The sequence below is a fragment of the Hymenobacter sp. 5317J-9 genome (assembly GCF_022921075.1).
GTDB lineage: Bacteria > Bacteroidota > Bacteroidia > Cytophagales > Hymenobacteraceae > Hymenobacter.
The window spans coordinates 3,298,527-3,316,225 of the sequence record NZ_CP095050.1 but is presented as its reverse complement, the minus strand read 5'-3'; the positions used below and the strand labels follow the sequence as shown (position 1 = coordinate 3,316,225).

Genomic DNA, 17,699 nt, shown 5'->3' with positions numbered 1-17,699 from the left:
CAGCAACCGACAACTACTTTCTCATGCCCGAAAACCTCACGCCTCTCAACGCCATTGGCGAATTTGCCCTCATTGACCGCCTGCAGGCCGGTTTCAGCCAGCGCCAGCCCGGCACGGTGCTCGGCATCGGCGACGACGCCGCCATCATTGCCCCCACCGCCGGCCACGAGCTGGTGATGACCACCGACCTGCTGGTGGAAGGCATTCACTTCGACTTGTCGTTTTGCCCCCTGCGGCACCTGGGCTACAAGGCCGTGGCCGTGAACGTGTCGGACGTGGCGGCCATGAATGCCCTGCCCACCCAGCTGGTGGTAGCCCTCTCGGTGGGCCCGCGCTTCACGGTGGAGGCCGTGGAGGAGCTGTACGCCGGCATGCGACTGGCCTGCGAGGCCTATAATGTGGACTTGGTGGGCGGCGACACCACTGCCAGCCGCGGCGGCCTCACCCTGGCCGTGACCGTGCTGGGCGAGGCTCCCGCCGGCCAGGCCGTGCGCCGCAGCGGCGGCAAGCCCACCGACCTGCTCTGCGTAAGCGGCGACCTCGGCGGCGCTTTCCTGGGCCTGCAGGTGCTAGAGCGCGAAAAGCAGGCCTTCCTCGCCGACCCCGAAACCCAGCCCGAACTGGGCAACTACGAATACGTGGTGCAGCGCCAACTGCGGCCCGAAGCGCGGCTCGACATTGTGCACGAGCTGCGCGAGCTGGGCATCCGGCCCACCAGCATGATAGATATTTCCGACGGGCTGGCTTCGGAGGTGCTGCACTTGTGCGCCAGCAGTGGCACGGGCGCGCGGGTGTTCAGCGAATTTCTGCCCTTGGCCAATCCCACGCTGGAAGCCGCGGCCGAGTTCAACCTCGACCCCATCACCTGCGCCCTCAACGGCGGCGAGGACTACGAGTTGCTGTTTACAGTGCCCGTGACCGACCACGAGAAAATTAAAAACCACCCCGACATCACCATCCTCGGCCACCTCACCGACAAGGCCGACGGCGCAAATCTCATCACCAAAGCCGGTCAACCGGTGCCGCTTAAGGCCCAGGGCTGGACCAGCTTTTAGCCCGGTTTTGGCGGAGAGAAATCAACCTTCCGGGGCATCCAATCGTTAGGGGGCTAAGCGCCACGTTCTGGAGTGGCACGCTAATTGTTTTTCCGGTTTGATATCCGCCAGGATTTCACCCCAACTTTCGCTTTACAGCCATGAAAAAGCTTCCGTATTTCTTCGCCCTGATTGTCCTGCTGAGCACCGTATTTGGCTCGGCGCCTGCTAAAGCCCAGTGGAGCCCGCAAGCCAAAGGCGCCGTAATTGGCGGCCTGGGCGGTGCCGCTGCCGGTGCCATCATCAACAAGCGCAACCGGGCCGTGGGCGGCGTAGTGGGCGGCGTGGCCGGTGGTGCCATCGGCTACGGCGTGGGCAAGCACATCGACAACAAGAATAAAGAGAAGGCCCGCATTGCGGCCGCCAACCGTGCCGCGGCCGCTCGTGAAGCCGCCTACCGCGCCGAGCTGCGCCGCGCCAACGCCCGCAACGAGAGCAAGACGGCCTTGGTAGCCACCACCACCCAAACCACGGCCATGCCTGTGAACAGCCTCACCGCCTCTGCCGCCATGCCGGGCGCCCTGAGCCAGCCGGGCGTATCGGGCGCCGCCTACTTGCCCAACCCACACTACGGCGACGCTTCCAAGCCCTACTCGACCGAAGAAATTCGTCGGAAAAGCTGGTAAGCCCGCGCTTTGCGTAATATGTCAAACCCCGGGCGCCAACGCTCGGGTTTGCTACTTTTAGCCCGTGGGTGATGCCGCCCACCACATTTCCCTTTCACCAACACCTTGGATGTATGAAATCCTTTCTTTGCAGCTTGTTTGTAGCCGTTGCGCTGAGCTCGTGCTCCAAAACCGGCGACGCCGTGAACGTGCAAACCCTTGACCAGGACTTTATCAGCGCCTGGAACAGCCGCGATACCGGCAAAATCACCGGCATGATGGCCGATGATGTAGCCTTTGTGCAGGGCAATGCCCATTGGAAAGGCAAAGACGAAGTGTCGCAGAAATGGGTAAGCGCCACCGTTGCCACCATCAGCAACCTCAAGACCAGCGTGAGCAGCACCGGCACCGACGCGAACATGGCTTACGAAGCCGGTACCTTCTCGGTAGACGTAGCGCCCGCTGCCCCGGGCGAAGCCGCTGGCTTTGGCGAGGGCAACTACATTTTCCTCTGGAAAAAAGCCGCCGACAATACCTGGAAGCTGAGCTACGCGCAGCTGGAAGACTTGCCTGTGCAGCGCCGGAATTAGGAACTGGGATAACCCGAGAATCAGAACGTCATGCTGAGCGCAGTCGAAGCATCTCTACCGCGAGAGTAACTAATTACTACCACGGTAGAGATGCTTCGACTGCGCTCAGCATGACGTTCTTTTTTATTCTATTTTCCCAGTTTAATCCTCCGGATAGGGCACGAACACGAAGTTGGTGAACTCCTCATCGAGCACGAAGAGGCAGCAGAACTCATTCGCATCCTTATAAGTCGCCTGAAACGCCTCGACGCCCTCGGCGCTGACGATGCCCTGCTGCACGAACAGCTCGAGGTAGCTGGCGAAGACGTGCCACTCCAGCTGCAATTCGTCGGCGTTCACGAGCAGGCCGCCGAGGGGCACTTCCTGCTTGGCAAACACGAAAATGGGGTATTGGCTGATGTCGCGCTTGCGAATCTGGGCCGAGGCTTCGCTCAGCGTATCGGACACGGTGGCGAAGTCCTTGGTGATGGTGCCGAGGTATTTACCGTTGAGTTCAGGGTCGTTGAAGTAGTCCATTATTTAATCAACTTGGCTAGTAGGCTTGCGGAGCGAATAATATATCATACCATAAACAAATCCATTTATGGCTGCGTCGGCAAATATCAAGCGGTGTTGCGGATGATTTAGTGTCGCGCCAGTCAACCAGTTAAGTGCGGGAATAAAGATTAGCAGACTATAGAATGCAAGTATCAGCGCAAAAGCTATTTTAGGGGTTTGGGCTGCTATTCTATCTACATAATTTCTGAATGGAAGCACGAATAGCGCATTAGCAATGGCAGAAAAAATGAGCGAAAACACACATAATATCACTATGTAAGACGACGAATAGATGCTCGATTCTTGAAATCTAAAAATTACATAGTAGAAAAATAGATAAAATGCCGTCGCAATTAGCCAGCCGTAAAATAAAGCAGTAAGTGAAGCCGACGAATAGCTTTTCATGACAGGCGATTCTATTCTTTACTTCAACTCCAGCGCCACCACATTCTCCACGTGGTGGGTGTGCGGGAACATATCCACCGGCTGCACGCGCGTCACTTTATAGGCGGCATCGAGCAGCTCCAGGTCGCGGGCCTGGGTGGCGGGGTTGCAGCTGATGTACACGATGCGGGGGGCGCGCAGCTCCAGCAGGCGCTTCACCACGTCTTCGTGCATGCCGGCGCGGGGCGGGTCGGTGATGAGGACGTCGGGGCGGCCGTGGTGGGCGGTGAACTCTGCCGTGAGCACGTCCTTCATGTCGCCGGTGAAGAACTCCATGTTGGTGATGTTGTTAATTTCGGCGTTCACGTGGGCGTCGGCCACGGCCTGCTCCACGTACTCAACGCCGATGACCTTGCGGGCCTGTTTGGCCACGAAGCTGGCGATGGTTCCGGCGCCGGTGTAGAGGTCGTACACCAACTCGTCGCCTTGGAGGTCGGCGAATTCGCGGGCTACTTTGTAGAGCTGGTGGGCGCCCTCGGAATTGGTTTGGTAGAAAGACTTCGGGCCGATGCGGAAACGCAGGCCTTCCATTTCTTCCTCGATATAGGGCTTACCCCGGTAGTTCACCACTTCCAAGTCGTGGAAGGTTTCGTTGCCCTTGTTGTTGAGCACGTAGTTGAGCGAGGTAATCTGCGGGAATTTTTCGTACACGGCGTCGAGCAGCGGCTCGATGCTGTGGTGGGGCAGGTAGCACTGCAAAATCACCATGATTTCGCCAGTGGTCTGGGCCGTGCGGATAATGAGGTTGCGCAGGTTGCCGGTCTGCTTCACGATGTTGCCGAAGCGCAGGTCGCGCTCGCGGGCGTAGTCGCGGATGAAGAGACGGATTTCGTTGCTCGGTTCGGGCTGCAGGTGGCAGTGCTGCACGTCGATAATCTTATCGAAGCGGGCGGGGGTGTGGAAGCCCAGCACCCGGCGGTCGTACTCCTGGGTGTCGTCGTTGATTTGCTCTTGCGTCAGCCAGCCATTAAAGCTGAACGTGTACTCAAGCTTGTTGCGGTAGTAGGTGCGCTGCGGCGAGGGCAGAATCTGCTGGATGTCGGGCAGTTCGACTTTGCCAATTCGCTGCAGGGTGTCTTCCACCTGCTGCTGCTTGAAGCGCAGTTGCGAGTCGTAGCCCAGGTGCTGCCACTTGCAGCCGCCGCAGGTGCCAAAGTGCTGGCAAAACGGCGTGGTGCGCAGCTCGGAGTAGGCGTGGAAGTGCGTGGGCACGGCTTCCAGGAAGTTCTTCTTGGCTTTGGTGACGCGCAAATCGACCACGTCGCCGGGGGCGACCTGCGACACGAAGATGACCAGCTTCTCGATGCGGACCAGGCATTTGCCCTCGGCCACCATGTCCTGGATGGTGACGTTGCGGAGCAGCTCCGCGGGAATGTTTTTCATTCGGCTCATAAGGGTGCAAAACTACTCTCTGAACCACGGATTCCGACGGATATATCGGATTTCACGGTTTTGTGGACGGGCGCTTGCGGGCCGGGAGCATGCCCACCGGCTTGTGCATCGAAGTCGCAGGCAGGTATTGTACACTCGCATGCCTGTTTATCGAGCTTGCACACCCGTTTGGCAAACTCGCACACCCGTTTGACCGACTTGCATGCTCGTTTGGCGAACTCGCACACCCGTTTGCCGGGTTCGCACACGCGGGTACTGCACTTGCAAGCTTATTTGTCGGAGTTGCAGGCCCGGGCAAGGGCGCAACAAAAAGGGCCTCCCGAAACCGGGAGGCCCTTTTGCTATGGGTAAGCAGCGGCTACTTCACAATCTCAAACCAGTTCTTGATGCTGGTGCCGTTGGGCAGGGTCAGCAGGTAGAAGTAGTTGCCGGCGGGCGTGTTGTCGTCGCCGCCCCAGTTGTTGCGGTAGTTGGTGGTCTTGTACACCTCGCGGCCCCAGCGGTTGAACACGGTGAAGGTGTTGCCAGGGTAGAGCTGGATGTTGTCAATCACGAGCACATCGTTCTGCCCGTCGCGGTTGGGCGTGATGATGTTGTAGACCTTGGTGTTGTTGGCAAAGTCGACGCGGGCCTCGTTCGAGTTCGACAGGCGCTCGGTGGCGTCGGTGCTCACGGCCACCACCCGGAAGTTTTGCTGGAAGCCGAAGCCCGAGGCCACGTTGCTGGCGTCGGTGTTCGAAACGGTGGCCTGCAGCACGGCAGCGGGCACGGTGGTCACCAGCGTGGCCGCACCCGCATCGGAGCGGCGGTAGATGCGGTATTCCTTCACCGTGAAGCCTTGGTAGGCATTCCAGGCGAAGGCCACGCTGCCCTGGTCGCGGCCGGCGCCCGGCGTGGCCGCGGCGGTGAGGCGCACGGTTTGCACCACGGTGCTCGACACGAGGGTGCCGCAGCCGTTGGTCAGGTCGAGGCGGTACTCGTAGGAGTTGGCGCTGGCGTCCACGCCGCTGGCATCGGTGTAGGTGGTGGCCGATACGGCCGCCTGGCCCACCACGGCGAAGTTGCCCACCCCGGCCACGCGGCGCAGCACTTGCACCTGGTTGGGGGTGTTGGCGCTGCCCGGCGCGGTCAACGTCAGCACAATGCGGTTGTTGCTGGCCACGTCCACTGAGCCCAGCGTGAGGGCCACGCTCGGCGCATCGAACAGGATGGTGCGCGTGGTGGCCGCGCTGGGGCAGGAGGCCGGGCTGGCGCTCACTTCCACGGCGCTCACCGAGTAGGGACCGGTGGCGTTGAAGCGCACCGTGACGGTGCTGGCCGTGGCCGGCGTGGAGGTGATGGTGCCGCCTACCACGGTCCATTGGTAAGTGGCGCCAGCCGGGGCGTTGGCCACCGTGTACTGCTGGGCCACGGCGGTGTTGCACACAAAGCCCGAACCCGAAATGGTGGGGGCCGTCGGCGTGGGGTTCACCGTGAAGGGCACGCTGTAGAGCGGGCCCACGCAGCCGGCCGAGGAGGTTTCCTGTGCCGTGAGGGTGTAGGTGCCGGGGGCCGGCAGGGTGGCCAGCGTGCGGCTATTGCCGGTGCCGGCCAGGGTGGTGCCGCTCAACTGGAACACGTAAGTCGAGCCCGTGAAGCCGCCCGGCAGCGAGAAGGTGGCCGGGCCGCTGCCCTGGCACACCCGCACCGGGCCCGTGATGGCCAGCGAGGGGCGGGGCGAGGGGTTGATGAGCACTTTCAGCGTGTCCGACTCGCCGCGGCACACGCCGCCAGCCGGGTTGCTGGTTTCGGTCACCACAATCTTGCCGATGGTGGGCACCGTCACCGGGTTCCAGTTCACCGTCACCGTGTTCTGCGACGTGCTCACCTGCGTGCCGCCCACAATAAACCACGAGTAGCTGGAGCCGGCCGCAAACGAGCCGCTGCGGTAGGTGTAGGGACCGTCGGCCTGGCACACGCCCCGCACCGGGAGCGGCAGCTGGGCAATGTCGCCGGGGCCAGTGGGCCGCACCGTCTGCAGGCGCTGGTTGATGACGATGGGCAGGGTGGTGGTGTCGGAAGAGCAGCCCTGCGCGTTCAGGCGGAACACCTTGAGGTAGGCGCCGGTTTGAGCGGCGCCCCAGTTCACCGTCACGGCCGGGGTGCCCTGGCCGCTGGCAATGGTACCGCCCTGAATCAGCCAGGTGTAGGCCGTGGCCGCCGGGGTGGGCACCGAGTAGGCAATGCCCGTCACGGTGGGGCACACCGAAGCCGGACCCACAATGGGCTCGGGGGCCGGGCGCGGGTTCACGGTCACGGTCACGGTGCCGGTGCTCACGCAGCCGTTGGCCGTGGTGGCCGTCAGGGTGTAGGTTAGGGTAATGGGGGCGGCCGTCGTGTTCACGCCGGTGAGCACGGGCTGCGCCACGCCGGGGCTGCTGAGGTTGGCGCTGGGGGTCCAGCGGTAGGTGTAGCCCGGCAAGGCGGGCGTGCCCAGCGTCACGCGGCTTTTGTCGCACACCGCCACGGCGGGGCCGGGGCTGGCCACGGCGGCGGGGTTCACGGTCACGGTCACGGTGCCGGTGCTCACGCAGCCGTTGGCCGTGGTCGCCGTCAGGGTGTAGGTCGTGACGATGGGCGCATTGGTGGTGTTGGTCAGCGTGAAGGTAGGGTTAGCCACCGTGGTGCTGCTCAGGCCCAGGGCCGGGCTCCACGAGTACGTGTAGCCGGTCACCGGAGCGGCCCCCAGCGTGATGGTGCCATCCGAGCACACGGCCTGGTTGGTACCCGGCACCGCTACGGCGGCGGGGTTCACGGTCACGGCTACCGTGTTGGTGGCCACACAGCCATTGGCCGTGGTGGCCGTGAGCGTATAGGTGGTCACAATGGGCGCGTTGGTCAGGTTGGGCAGGGTCACGGTGGGGTTGGCCGCCGTGGGGCTGCTCAGGCCCGTGACGGGGCTCCAGCTGTAGGTGTAGCCCGTTACGGCGGTAGCACCAATGGCCACCGGCACGTTCGAGCAGGTTTGCTTGGCCGGGCCCGCGTCGGCTACCGAGGCCGGGTTCACGGTGACAACCACCGTGGCCGTGGCCACGCAGCCGTTGGCGGTGGTCGCCGTCAGCGTGTAGGTCTGGGTGATGTCGGCGGTGCCCAGGTTGGGCAGGGTCACGGTGGGGTTGGCCGCCGTGGGGCTGCTCAGGCCCGTGGCCGGGCTCCAGCTGTAGGTGTAGCCCGTCACGGCCGTGCCGCCGATGCTCACCGGCACGTTCGAGCAGGTGGTGCGGGCCGGGCCAACGTTAGCCACCGCCGCCGGGTTGATGGTCACGGCCACCGTGGCGGTGCTTACGCAGCCGCTGGCCGTAGTGGCCGTCAGGGTGTAGGTCGTGACGATGGGCGCGCCGGTGGTGTTGGTGCCGGTCACGGTCGGGTTCAGAATGCTGGGGTTGCTCAGGCCAGTAGTTGGGCTCCAGCTGTAGGTGGTGCCGGCCACCGGCGTGGCCGTGCCGCCCAGGGGCGCCGACGTGGTGCCCGAGCAGAAGCTGATGGCCGGGCCGGGCGAGGACACGGCGGCCGGGTTGATGGTCACCACCACGGTGGAAGTGGCCGTGCAGCCCTGCGGGCTGGTGGCAGTCAGCGTATAGGTCTGGGTGATGGCCGCGCCGGTGGTGTTGGGCAGCGTCACGGTGGGTTGGGCGGCCGTGGTGCTGCTCAGACCGGTGGCCGGGCTCCAGCTATAGGTGTAGCCGGGCAGCGCCGCCGAGCCCAACGTGGCCGAGGCAATGCCCGAGCAGGTGGCGCGGGCCACGCCGGCATTGGCGGCGGCGGCGGGGCTCACCGTCACGTACACCGAGTCGGTGCTGGTGCAGCCGGCGCCGGCGGTCACGGTCAGCTTGTAGCCCTGCCGGATGGGGGCGCCGGTGGTGTTGGGCAGCGTCACGGTGGGCTGGGCGGCCGTGGTGCTGCTCAGGCCCAGGGCCGGGCTCCACAAGTACGTATAGCCCGTCACCGGCGCCACGCCGAGCGGCGTCGAAGCCACGTTGGGGCATATGGTACGGTTGGGGCCGGCGGTAGCCGTGGGCGGTGCCGTCACGGTCACGGTGAAGGAAGTCGAAGTAGTACAGGTACCATCGGAGCCCACCACGGTATAGACGGTGGTGGTGGTGGGGGCTACCGTGATGGAGGTAGTGGTCGAGCTTTGGCCGCCGCCGCTCCAGGTATAGGTCAGGCCAGCCTGGCCGGTCACGGTGAGGGTGGCGTTGCCGCCCAGGCAAATGCTGGAAGCACTGGCCGTCACGGTGAGGGCGGGCAGCGGGCGAATGTCCACGTTCTGGGTCACCGAGTCGGTGGGGCAGCCATACGTGGAAATGCCTTTGAGCACTAGCGTGCCGGTGGCGTTGGCGTTGTTCCAAGTCACGTTCACGGAGTTAGTTCCCTGGCCGCTGGTGATGACGCCGCCCGTCACGCGCCAGCGGTACGACGCCGGCACCGGGCCGGCCGCCGTGTAGGTGCGTACGGTGGCCGGGTCGCATACCGTGGTGGGGCCGTTGATGGCCGTGGGGCCGGCGGCGCGGTTCACCGTGATGCGGAACACGTCGGAGGCAATCTTGCCGCCGCAGCCGTTGTCTTTCACCGTCACGCCCAGGTCGTAGGGCGTGGAGCGGGCATTGCCGCAGGTGGAGTTGAACACGAAAGTGCCCGCCACCGAGCCCGTGCCGCTGGCCGAAGCCGTGCCGGTCAGGTTGCCCGGCTGCACGGTGCCGGTGCTGCCCGCGAAGGTGGTATTAAATGGACCGCTGCCGTCGAGCAGGGCGCTGTTCACGGTGAGCACCAGCGGGTGGTTGCTGGCCTGGGTGGCCGAAATGGGGATGCTCAGGCTCTGGCCTTCCTCAATGGTATAGGTGCGGGGCAAGGGGAGGGACGGGGGCAGCACGGGCGGTGGCGTGGCGGGGCAGGTCGAAACCAGCAATTGCAGGTCGCGTCGCGTGGTGCCCAGCAGCACTTCGCGCCCGTTGATGGTGCGGTATTCCGACACGTCGACGGCCACCACAAACTTGCCCAAAGTGGTGCCGCCGTACTTCGAAATGCCCGTCGAGGCGTTAATCAGGGCAAAGTTGCCGGCGCCGGTGCCAAAGGGGTTGGGGCCGCTGTAACCGGTTTTGTAGGGCACGGGGTTGGGCAGGGGCGGAAACAGGCCCGTGCCGCTCAGCGTGCCGTAGGGCGTGCCGAAGGAATACACCAGGCGGTCGCCGTCGGGGTCCACGGCGTTGTTGAGGGTGATGGTGGTGTCGTTCTGACACACCACCGCCACGGCCGTGTCCGAAAACACCGGCGAGCGGTTGGTAATCAGCGGCGGGGCCATGCTCACGTAGAGGGTGAGGGGCACGTTGCCGCCGTTGGGGCCGCCCAGCGTGTTCTCGATGTTGGTGAGGTCGTTGTTGCGGGCCGTCACCGAATACACGGCGTAATAGCCATCAAACGATACGGGCAGGTTCACCACCTGCACGTACTTGCAGAGGTAGAACGGCTGGCTGGGGCCCTGCACCGAGCAGCCTTGCGGCACGCGGGGCGTGATGGGCGGCGGCAGGTTGGCGTTGGTTGGCGTGGGCGCGGTACGGGCAAAGTTGAGCGACAGAATGCGCTGCCCCGTGGTCCGGTTGAAGATGTCGACCGGCGCCGAGACGGGCGGGGCCGCCACGCCGTTGGGGTTGGTGTTGGTCCAGTAGCCGTTGCTGTAGATGGTGACGGTGATTTCGTACCGGAAAGGGCTGGCCGTGGTGCCGTTGGCATCGAGGTAGCGGTAGCTCATTTCGCCGCCCAGCAAGTGGGTGGCCTGTGCCGGCCGCGCCCCCAGCACCAGCAGGGCCAGCAGCAGAATCGCCCCAAAAAAACGCCGTGGTAAGGTTTTAAACATACAAGAAGATGAAGAAGGGAATGCAGAAAAACAGGCCGGCGGCCCGCCGGCCGCCGGTGTTATGAGCGGGGTCAATGAAAAGTGAAAGGTGACAAAAACTACTGGCGCACCACGCGGCGCACGGCCGTCTGGCCCTGGGCATCGCGCAGGTGCAGCACGTACACGCCCGGCGCCAGGCGGCTCAGGTCGAGCTGGGCGTCGGCGGTGGGGCTCAGGCGCAGGGAGGTGTTCAGCACGGTGGCGCCCAGCAGGTTCTGCACGGCCACGGCGTAGGTGCCGGCGGCGCTGGCCTCGGCCAGGTTGAGGCGCAGCAGGCCGTCGGCGGTGGGGTTGGGGAACACGGTCAGGCCTGGCAGGGCCTGGGCGTCGCGCGCAGCCAAGGGCTGCACCCGCACCTGGTAGTCCTCCACTTCGGCGTTCAGGATGTTCACGCCGCAGGGGCTGGGCGCGTTGGTGTTGGCCACCACCAGCACGCGCATGCGGGTGTTGAGGTTGCTCACCGAGCTATTGATGGCAAAGGTGGCCGTGTAGGAGGCACTGCCGGCGGGCGACAGCCCGTTGGCCACCAGCTCGGTGTTGTTGTCGAACACGCCGTCCACGTTCAGGTCCATCCACACCGAGGTGCGGTGCGCCGCCGTCAGGTTGGTGCTCACGGTGAGGGTCATCGAGCGGGTGGTGAGCGTGATGGGCAAGCTGGTGAAGTTGCCGTAGCCGCCCGTCGAGTTCAGCGAGGTGTTGGTGAAGGCCGGCGCGGCCCCCGGCACGCTCACGGAGGTGATGTAGAAGGGGCTGGCCTGCTGGGTGCCGCCGGGCCCGGTGCCCCCCGTGCCGTTGGAGGCGCAGTACACCAGGCAGGGCACCTGAATGGTGAGGTAGTTGGCGCGCGTCACGGTGGCGGCGCCGTTGGCGTTGGTGGCCTGCAGGCTCACGGTGTAGGTGCCCGAGGCCAGGTACTGGTGCGAGGGGTTCTGCAGGGTGCTGGTGGCGCCGTCGCCGAAGGTCCAGAGCCAGGCAGTGGGGGCGTTGGTGCTCAGGTCGTTGAACTGAACCGGATTCACGCAGCCGCCGGCCACGTAGTTGCTGCTGAAGTTGACGATGGGCGGCGAGGTGTTGGGGCGGGCCACCACGGTGTAGTCTTCGGCCTGGCCGCTCACCTGGTTGGTGCAGGGGCCGGGGTTGCTGCCCACGGCATCGGCTACCACGCGCAGGCGTAGGGGCTGGTTGAGCACGGTGCTGGCGGGCAGGTTCAGGGTGGCGGTGGGGCCGGGGCTGGGCGAGTTCAGGCCCTGGTACACCAGCTCGCTGGTGGCCAGCACGCCGTCGTTGTTCAGGTCCAGATACACCCGGATGTCGTGCGCGTTGCTGCCGCCCGTCGTGATTATCATCGTGTTGTTGAGGCCCACCTGCAGGTCGGTGCGCTGCGGGCAGGTGAAGTCCTGGTAGCCGGCGCTGCCGTCGGCCGAGGCGTTGTCGATGGTGCCCAGCCGGAACCGCACGATGCCGTAGTTGGCGAAGAAGTTGGTGGTGCTGGGCGTGCAGCTGGCCGCCACCGGCACCGTGGTGTTGTAGGTGATGGTGGTGGCGGCGCTGGTGTTGTTGCCGGCGGCGTTGGTAGCGCGCAGGGTCACGGCGTAGGTGCCGGCCGCGGTGTAGCAGTGGTTGGGGTTCTGCAGGGTGCTGGTGGTGCCGTCGCCGAAGGTCCAGAGCCAGGCGGTGGGAATGTTCTGGCTGGCGTCGGTGAACTGCACGCATCCCGAGCAGGTGGTGGTGCCGTTGGTGGTGAAGGCCGCCAGCGGCGGGCTCACGTTGGCCGAGAGCGTCACGCTGTAGTCCTCGTCTTGCGAGTACACCGGCGTGGAGCACGAAGTGGGCAGCGGGCTGTTGATGTAGTCGGTGGCCACGCGCAGGCGCAGGCGGGCGCCCAGGGTGGCGGTGGCGGGCGGCGAGAACGTGCCCACGTGCGGGTTGGCCGGGGAGCTGCCGGCGGGGTTAATGTCCTGGTACACCAGCTCGTCGCTGCCGGTAAAGGCCCCGTCGTTGTTGTAGTCAATGTACACCCGCACGTTCTGCACGGCCGTGGTGGTGGTGCGGATGCTGATGGGGTAGCTCTGGCCCACCACCAGCGGCACGGCGGCCACGGTGCAGCTGAAGTCGCGGTAGCCCGCAGTGTAAATCGTCCGGTTGGCCAGCACGGTGTTGCCCACCGTCACGCCCAGAATGGCCATGCCGTAGAGGGCCGGGTTGGCGATGCTGGCCGTGCCCGGGGTGCAGGCCGCCGCCACCGGGCACTGGGCTTCCGCCGCCGTTGACAAGCCCAGGGATAACAAAACGGCAGCAACGCCCGGGGCAACGCGGGACCAAGAACGTAAGAGTGGGTGCATACGGTATTTTGGGGGAAAACAATAGAATTCAGTGGATAAATGTAAGCAAGAAACCGGGATAGAAAGGCCAAAATCGGCTATTATTCTATTTAAGTCGCCGATGTGCCGGCTCGGTCCCACCAATGCGTGCTTTCAGCCGCCGAAACCCGGCCGCCAGCACTGCTGACTACCTTCCGCAAACCGGGTTTAACCGGGGCCGGGAAAAATCGTAAACCGCGGCCGTAAGTTTGCCCGGCGCTTGCGCCATTGCGCTGTCCCGGCCCCGGCGCGGGCCCCGAAATCTGACTATTTATGCCTACTCCCACGGTTCTCATCACGGGCGGCACCTCCGGCATTGGCCGGGCCTGCGCCCTGGCTTTCGGCCGCGCCGGCTACCGGGTCGCCGTCACCGGCCGCGACCCCTTAAAACTGGCCGATACGGCGCAGGCCTTGGTGGCCGCCGGCGTCTCTTCCAACCTTACGCTCATTGCCGATGTGGGCGACGAAGCCGCCGCCGAGCGCGCCGTGCGTGAAACCGTGGCATACCTCGGAGGGCTGGACGTCCTCATCAACAACGCCGGCATCAGCATGCGCGCCCGCTTTCAGGACGCCGACCTCGACGTCATCAAGCGGCTCATGCAAACCAACTTCTTCGGTACCGTTTTCACCACCAAGTTTGCCCTGCCGCACTTGCTGCAGAGCAAGGGCACCATTGTGGGCATCAGTAGCATTGCGGGCTACCGCGGGCTGCCGGGCCGCACCGGCTACTCGGCTTCCAAGTTTGCCATGAACGGCTTCCTCGAAGCCCTGCGCACCGAACTGCTCGACCAGGGCGTGAACGTGCTCACGGCCGCGCCCGGCTTCACGGCCTCCAACATCCGCAACACGGCCCTGGCCGCCGACGGCTCGTCGCAGGGCGAGAGCCCGCGCGACGAGGGCGCCATGATGACCAGCGAAGCCGTAGCCGACGAAATCCTGAAAGCCGTGCAGCAGCGCAAGCGCACCCTGGTGCTCACCGGCCAGGGCAAGCTCACGGTTTTCCTCAACAAGCTTTTCCCCGGCCTCACCGACAAGCTGGTGCTGAACCACTTCCGGAAGGAGGAAAAGGGCGTGGACGTGGGCTGACGGACGCCTCACCCCCCGGACCCCGCTCCTCAGGGAGAGGGGGAGCCCGATGTAATTCAACAAAAAGCCCTGCCTCAATCATGAGGCAGGGCTTTTTGCACAGAAAACGACGAGTACTTCTATCGCCTGGCTCCCCCTCTCCCTAGGGAGAGGGGGCCGGGGGTGAGGCGCCACGTCAGAACGATTACAGCGCGGCCTTCTGCGCCAGCTTCACGGCCTCGTACATGTCCACCACGCCGCCGGTCACGGAGAGCGTGCTGAAATCGGCCTTTTTCTCGGTGCCGGGCACGTCTACCTGGGTGTGGTGCACCTGCGCCGACTGCATGATGATGCGCTTCAAATCCGTAGCCGTGAGCTTGGGAAAGTAGGACTTGAGCACGGCGGCCACGCCGGCCGTCACGGGCGAGGCCATGCTGGTGCCGCTTTCGTTGCCGTAGGAGCTGCCGGGCAGCGTGCTGAAAATGCCCACGCCGGGCGCAAACACGTCCACTGCCTTCTTGCTGTAGTTGGAGAAGTCGGCGGCCAGGTTGGCGTTGTCCTTCGGGCCCGACGCACCCACGGTGAGCAGGTTGGGCACCGGCGCCTTGTTTATGTAGAACGAAGCCGGGTAGTTGTCGCTCACGTCGAGGTTGTTGTTTTCGTTGCCGGCGGCGTGCACCAGCAGCACGTTCTTGGCGGCGGCGTACTTGAAGGCCGCTTCCACGGCCGGGCGCTGGGGCGAGAATTCCTTGCCGAAGCTCATGTTGATGATGCTGGCGCCGTTGTCCACGGCGTAGCGAATGGCATTGGCAATGTCCTTGTCGCGCTCGTCGCCGTCGGGCACGGCGCGCACCGTCATAATGCGCACCGGGGCGGGGGCCAGGCCCTGCACGCCGAGATTATTGTCGCGCACGGCCGCGATGATGCCCGACACGTGAGTGCCGTGCATGGGGTCGGGGCCGTGGAGGTCGTTGTTGCCGTAGTAGCGCTGGGTGAGGTCGTTGGGGTTGTCCTTCACGATGTCGGCCCGCGGGTTGAACTTCAGGTTGAGCGAATTATCCAGCATGCTGCGTTCCTGCTTCACGCCTTCGTTCAGCTGCTTGATTAGGTCGTCGGCGTCGGAGGCGCCGGTCTGGCGCATCATTTCCAGCATGCCGGCCGTGGCGCGCTTCAGGTTGGGGTCGTCGGTGTTGGCGTTTTTGAGGGCGGTGGTGTCCAGCTTCTCGGTGCCAAGGGCCTGCTTCATGGCGGCCACCATCTGGGTGAGGGGGCCGGCCATGCTTTCCACCTGCTGGTTGCGCTCGGTTTCTTCGGTCAGGCGGGCCTTGTAGGCTTTTTCGGCCTTCTGGTAGAGGGCGAAGTCAGCTTTTTCGGTGGGCTTCACGGTGGCGGCCGTCTTGCCCTTGAAGCGGGTGCGGCCGGCGGCCACAATGCGCGTCATCTCCAGGGTTTCGGCGTTCACGTTGCGGCCGTCGGGGCCGCCGAGGAAGTTCCAGCCGTGCACGTCGTCGATGTAGCCGTTCTTGTCGTCGTCGATGCCGTTGCCGGGAATCTCCTTGGGGTTGGTCCAGAGCACGGCCTTCAGGTCGACGTGGGCCGTGTCGATGCCCGAGTCAATCACGGCCACCACCACGGGGGTAGGAGTGAGTGACTTCAGCAGCTCCGAATACGTGCGGGTGGCGCCCACGCCGGGCACTTTGTCCAACTCGGGGTCTTTGAGGTACCACTGGGCGGCGCTCTGGTCGGCTTTGGGGGCGGGGGCCGCCTGCGGGGCGGGCGTTTCGGGCGCCACCGGGGCAGCCACGGGCACGCTCACGGCCGCCGAGGCCGCGGGCGTAGTAGCCACCGGCCGGCGGGCGCAGGAAGAAAACAGCGTGACGGCCAGCAGCAGCGGCAGCGAAACGCGGGGGAAGGTTGACGTCATAACTCAAGAAAAAGGCCGCGCATCCGGGCGGCCGCTGTGGAGAAGTAAACCGAAATCAAGGCAAATGAAGTTCAGCCGAGCCAAAGACGTGCCGGCCGGGCCCAATGTTGCGCCGCCGCCAACTCCGCGGGCGTTGCCACGCCCGGTATTTCTCAGCCCGGCCCATTTATTTGTGGCCATGATGACAAACGCCGCCGCCCACCATCCCGCGTGTTTGAACTGCGGCCACGCCCTGGCGCCGCCCGGTTGCTTCTGCCCGCAGTGCGGGCAGGCGCCGGCCCACCGCCTCAGCACCGCGCACGTGCTCCACGAGGTGCTGCACGTCTTCACCCACGCCGACAAGGGCATTTTCGCCTTCATCCCGCAGGTGCTGCTACGCCCGGGGCCGCTGGTGGCCGACTACCTGGCCGGGCGCCGCAAGCGCCATTTCAACCCCTTTCAATTTCTGCTGCTGCTCGTCGGCTTTGTCACGCTGCTAGGCGTGAAGCTGCACTACTACGAAGGCGTGGGCGCCAGCGTGGCCGCTGCCATGCAGCGCACCGAAACCCTGAGCCCGGCCGAGCTGCACCGCGTCGAACAATACTTCCACACCATCGGGGCTTTTTTCAACGTGTACTGGCTGGCCCTGCTGCCGGTGCAGGCCCTGCTGGTGTGGGCCGCCTACCGCCGCCGCGCTGGCCTCAACTACGCCGAGGCCGTGCTGGTGCAGGTGGTGGTGGGCTGCGCCTACCAGCTGTTGCTGCTGCTGGCGCTGCCCACGGTGCGCCTGCTGGGCGTGCACCAGCCGGGCCTGAGCACGGCCCTGCTGCAAGGCACCGTCACGGCGCTGTACTTGTTTTTGATTGGGCGGCGCGGGTTGGGACTGCCCGTGTCTGCGGCGTGGGGCCGGGCCCTGCTGGTGGGGCTGCTAGCCGGCCTGCTGAATTTCGGAGCCAACTACGCCGCCTTCAACCTGTATGTGTTTCACGGCTGAAAGCGGCTGCCCCGGTCCGACCGCCCCAGGCGGTCCGACCGGTCGACGGGAGGCGTCGAGGGTGCGTGTAAGCACCGTCCTGGTTTCAACCGGTCGGACCGCCTGGGGCGGTCGGACCGGGCCGCTACAGCCAGCGTCCGCGCAGCCGCGCTGGGTCGACCATCTGCGTCGACTCGGTGATGAATTCCTGGGGCTCAGCGGGCAGGGCCAATAATTTTCGCCCGCTGGCATGGTCGCACAGCGTACCGCTGCGCAAGCCGGCATAGTCACGGTAAGAGGAGTAGGGCCAATCGGCCAAATCTGCCGAAAGCCCGGCCCGAAGCGGATTCTGATGAATATATTGAAAGCATAGAAGCGGATAGCCCACTTCGCAGAAAGGCCCATCCAATAATTTGCCTTTGGTCTTGGGTTGGAACAACGCGCCCTTGCGCCCCAGCTCTTCGTTCAGCCCCTGGCTATACGCACTCAGGAGCTTGGCCAAGCCGCGCACCATCGGTTGGCGGGCGCTGCTGGCCGAGTCGTCCCAGCGCGTCCCTTCCGGAGTGGTCAGCAGTAGGAAGTGAAAATGATTGGGCATCAGGCAATAGGCAATTACCCTAACGGTCGGAGCCACGTGTTGCCGAAACAGCCGCAGGAAATGGTGGTAATGCGCCGGCTCAAAGAAGAGCTGCTGTCCATTATTGCCCCGGTTGTAGACGTGGTAAAGCGAATCCGGTTCGTAGTGCATGGCGCGGTAAAAAGCTGTCGTTGCCCCGGTCCGACCGCCCTAGGCGGTCCGACCGGTCG

The 17,699-nt window shown here is 64.6% G+C and carries 11 protein-coding genes; 5 read left to right on the top strand and 6 right to left on the bottom strand.

Annotated features, from left to right (window positions below):
• The first annotated feature begins 23 nt into the window (after window positions 1–23).
• From thiL to MUN81_RS14075, 3 genes are all read left to right on the top strand, one after another.
• The gene (thiL, locus tag MUN81_RS14085) at window positions 24–1,055 is read left to right on the top strand and encodes a thiamine-phosphate kinase (protein ID WP_245111348.1); all 1,032 of its coding nucleotides are present in this window, start codon (window positions 24–26) and stop codon (window positions 1,053–1,055) included.
• Window positions 1,056–1,195: 140 nt separating this feature from the next.
• Window positions 1,196–1,720 (top strand): hypothetical protein, encoded by a 525-nt coding sequence (locus MUN81_RS14080; protein ID WP_245111346.1) that lies wholly within the window; start codon window positions 1,196–1,198, stop codon window positions 1,718–1,720.
• A gap of 113 nt (window positions 1,721–1,833) precedes the next feature.
• Window positions 1,834–2,289 (top strand): nuclear transport factor 2 family protein, encoded by a 456-nt coding sequence (locus MUN81_RS14075; RefSeq protein ID WP_245111345.1) that lies wholly within the window; start codon window positions 1,834–1,836, stop codon window positions 2,287–2,289.
• A 141-nt stretch (window positions 2,290–2,430) separates the two neighbouring features.
• Here the strand turns inward: MUN81_RS14075 and MUN81_RS14070 are convergent, their stop codons facing one another.
• From MUN81_RS14070 to MUN81_RS22725, 4 genes are all read right to left on the bottom strand, one after another.
• On the bottom strand, window positions 2,431–2,805 hold the full coding sequence (locus MUN81_RS14070) for a hypothetical protein (RefSeq protein ID WP_245111344.1): 375 nt from the start codon (window positions 2,803–2,805) through the stop codon (window positions 2,431–2,433).
• Between the two features lie 444 nt (window positions 2,806–3,249).
• Complete coding sequence (gene rlmD / locus MUN81_RS14065) at window positions 3,250–4,662, bottom strand: 23S rRNA (uracil(1939)-C(5))-methyltransferase RlmD (protein WP_245111342.1); 1,413 nt, start codon at window positions 4,660–4,662, stop codon at window positions 3,250–3,252.
• A gap of 358 nt (window positions 4,663–5,020) precedes the next feature.
• Window positions 5,021–10,552, bottom strand: a complete 5,532-nt coding sequence (locus MUN81_RS14060) for a gliding motility-associated C-terminal domain-containing protein (protein ID WP_245111340.1) — start codon at window positions 10,550–10,552, stop codon at window positions 5,021–5,023.
• 98 nt (window positions 10,553–10,650) lie between these two features.
• Window positions 10,651–12,864 (bottom strand): GEVED domain-containing protein, encoded by a 2,214-nt coding sequence (locus tag MUN81_RS22725; protein ID WP_280638197.1) that lies wholly within the window; start codon window positions 12,862–12,864, stop codon window positions 10,651–10,653.
• Between the two features lie 360 nt (window positions 12,865–13,224).
• On the opposite strand from MUN81_RS22725, the gene MUN81_RS14035 reads away from it, so the two are divergent.
• On the top strand, window positions 13,225–14,037 hold the full coding sequence (locus tag MUN81_RS14035; protein WP_245111338.1) for an SDR family oxidoreductase: 813 nt from the start codon (window positions 13,225–13,227) through the stop codon (window positions 14,035–14,037).
• A 184-nt stretch (window positions 14,038–14,221) separates the two neighbouring features.
• Here the strand turns inward: MUN81_RS14035 and MUN81_RS14030 are convergent, their stop codons facing one another.
• Window positions 14,222–15,940 carry a S8 family peptidase gene (locus tag MUN81_RS14030; RefSeq protein WP_245111337.1) on the bottom strand — a complete coding sequence of 573 codons (1,719 nt, stop codon included), beginning with the start codon at window positions 15,938–15,940 and terminating at the stop codon, window positions 14,222–14,224.
• Window positions 15,941–16,118: 178 nt separating this feature from the next.
• On the opposite strand from MUN81_RS14030, the gene MUN81_RS14025 reads away from it, so the two are divergent.
• Window positions 16,119–16,913, top strand: coding sequence for a DUF3667 domain-containing protein (locus MUN81_RS14025; protein ID WP_245111335.1), 795 nt, complete (start codon window positions 16,119–16,121; stop codon window positions 16,911–16,913).
• A gap of 124 nt (window positions 16,914–17,037) precedes the next feature.
• Here the strand turns inward: MUN81_RS14025 and MUN81_RS14020 are convergent, their stop codons facing one another.
• Entirely contained in the window at window positions 17,038–17,640 is a 603-nt protein-coding gene (locus MUN81_RS14020) for a transposase (RefSeq protein ID WP_245111334.1), read from the bottom strand.
• Window positions 17,641–17,699 lie beyond the last annotated feature (59 nt).

Excerpts from the sequence above, each read along its gene's own strand:
- MUN81_RS14070 (WP_245111344.1), bottom strand. The coding sequence starts at position 2,805 with ATGGACTACTTCAACGACCCTGAACTCAACGGTAAATACCTCGGCACC.
- MUN81_RS14020 (WP_245111334.1), bottom strand. The coding sequence starts at position 17,640 with ATGCACTACGAACCGGATTCGCTTTACCACGTCTACAACCGGGGCAAT.
- MUN81_RS14075 (WP_245111345.1), top strand. The coding sequence starts at position 1,834 with ATGAAATCCTTTCTTTGCAGCTTGTTTGTAGCCGTTGCGCTGAGCTCG.
- MUN81_RS14025 (WP_245111335.1), top strand. The coding sequence starts at position 16,119 with ATGATGACAAACGCCGCCGCCCACCATCCCGCGTGTTTGAACTGCGGC.
- MUN81_RS14035 (WP_245111338.1), top strand. The coding sequence starts at position 13,225 with ATGCCTACTCCCACGGTTCTCATCACGGGCGGCACCTCCGGCATTGGC.
- rlmD (WP_245111342.1), bottom strand. The coding sequence starts at position 4,662 with ATGAGCCGAATGAAAAACATTCCCGCGGAGCTGCTCCGCAACGTCACC.
- MUN81_RS14030 (WP_245111337.1), bottom strand. The coding sequence starts at position 15,940 with ATGACGTCAACCTTCCCCCGCGTTTCGCTGCCGCTGCTGCTGGCCGTC.
- thiL (WP_245111348.1), top strand. The coding sequence starts at position 24 with ATGCCCGAAAACCTCACGCCTCTCAACGCCATTGGCGAATTTGCCCTC.
- MUN81_RS14060 (WP_245111340.1), bottom strand. The coding sequence starts at position 10,552 with ATGTTTAAAACCTTACCACGGCGTTTTTTTGGGGCGATTCTGCTGCTG.
- MUN81_RS14080 (WP_245111346.1), top strand. The coding sequence starts at position 1,196 with ATGAAAAAGCTTCCGTATTTCTTCGCCCTGATTGTCCTGCTGAGCACC.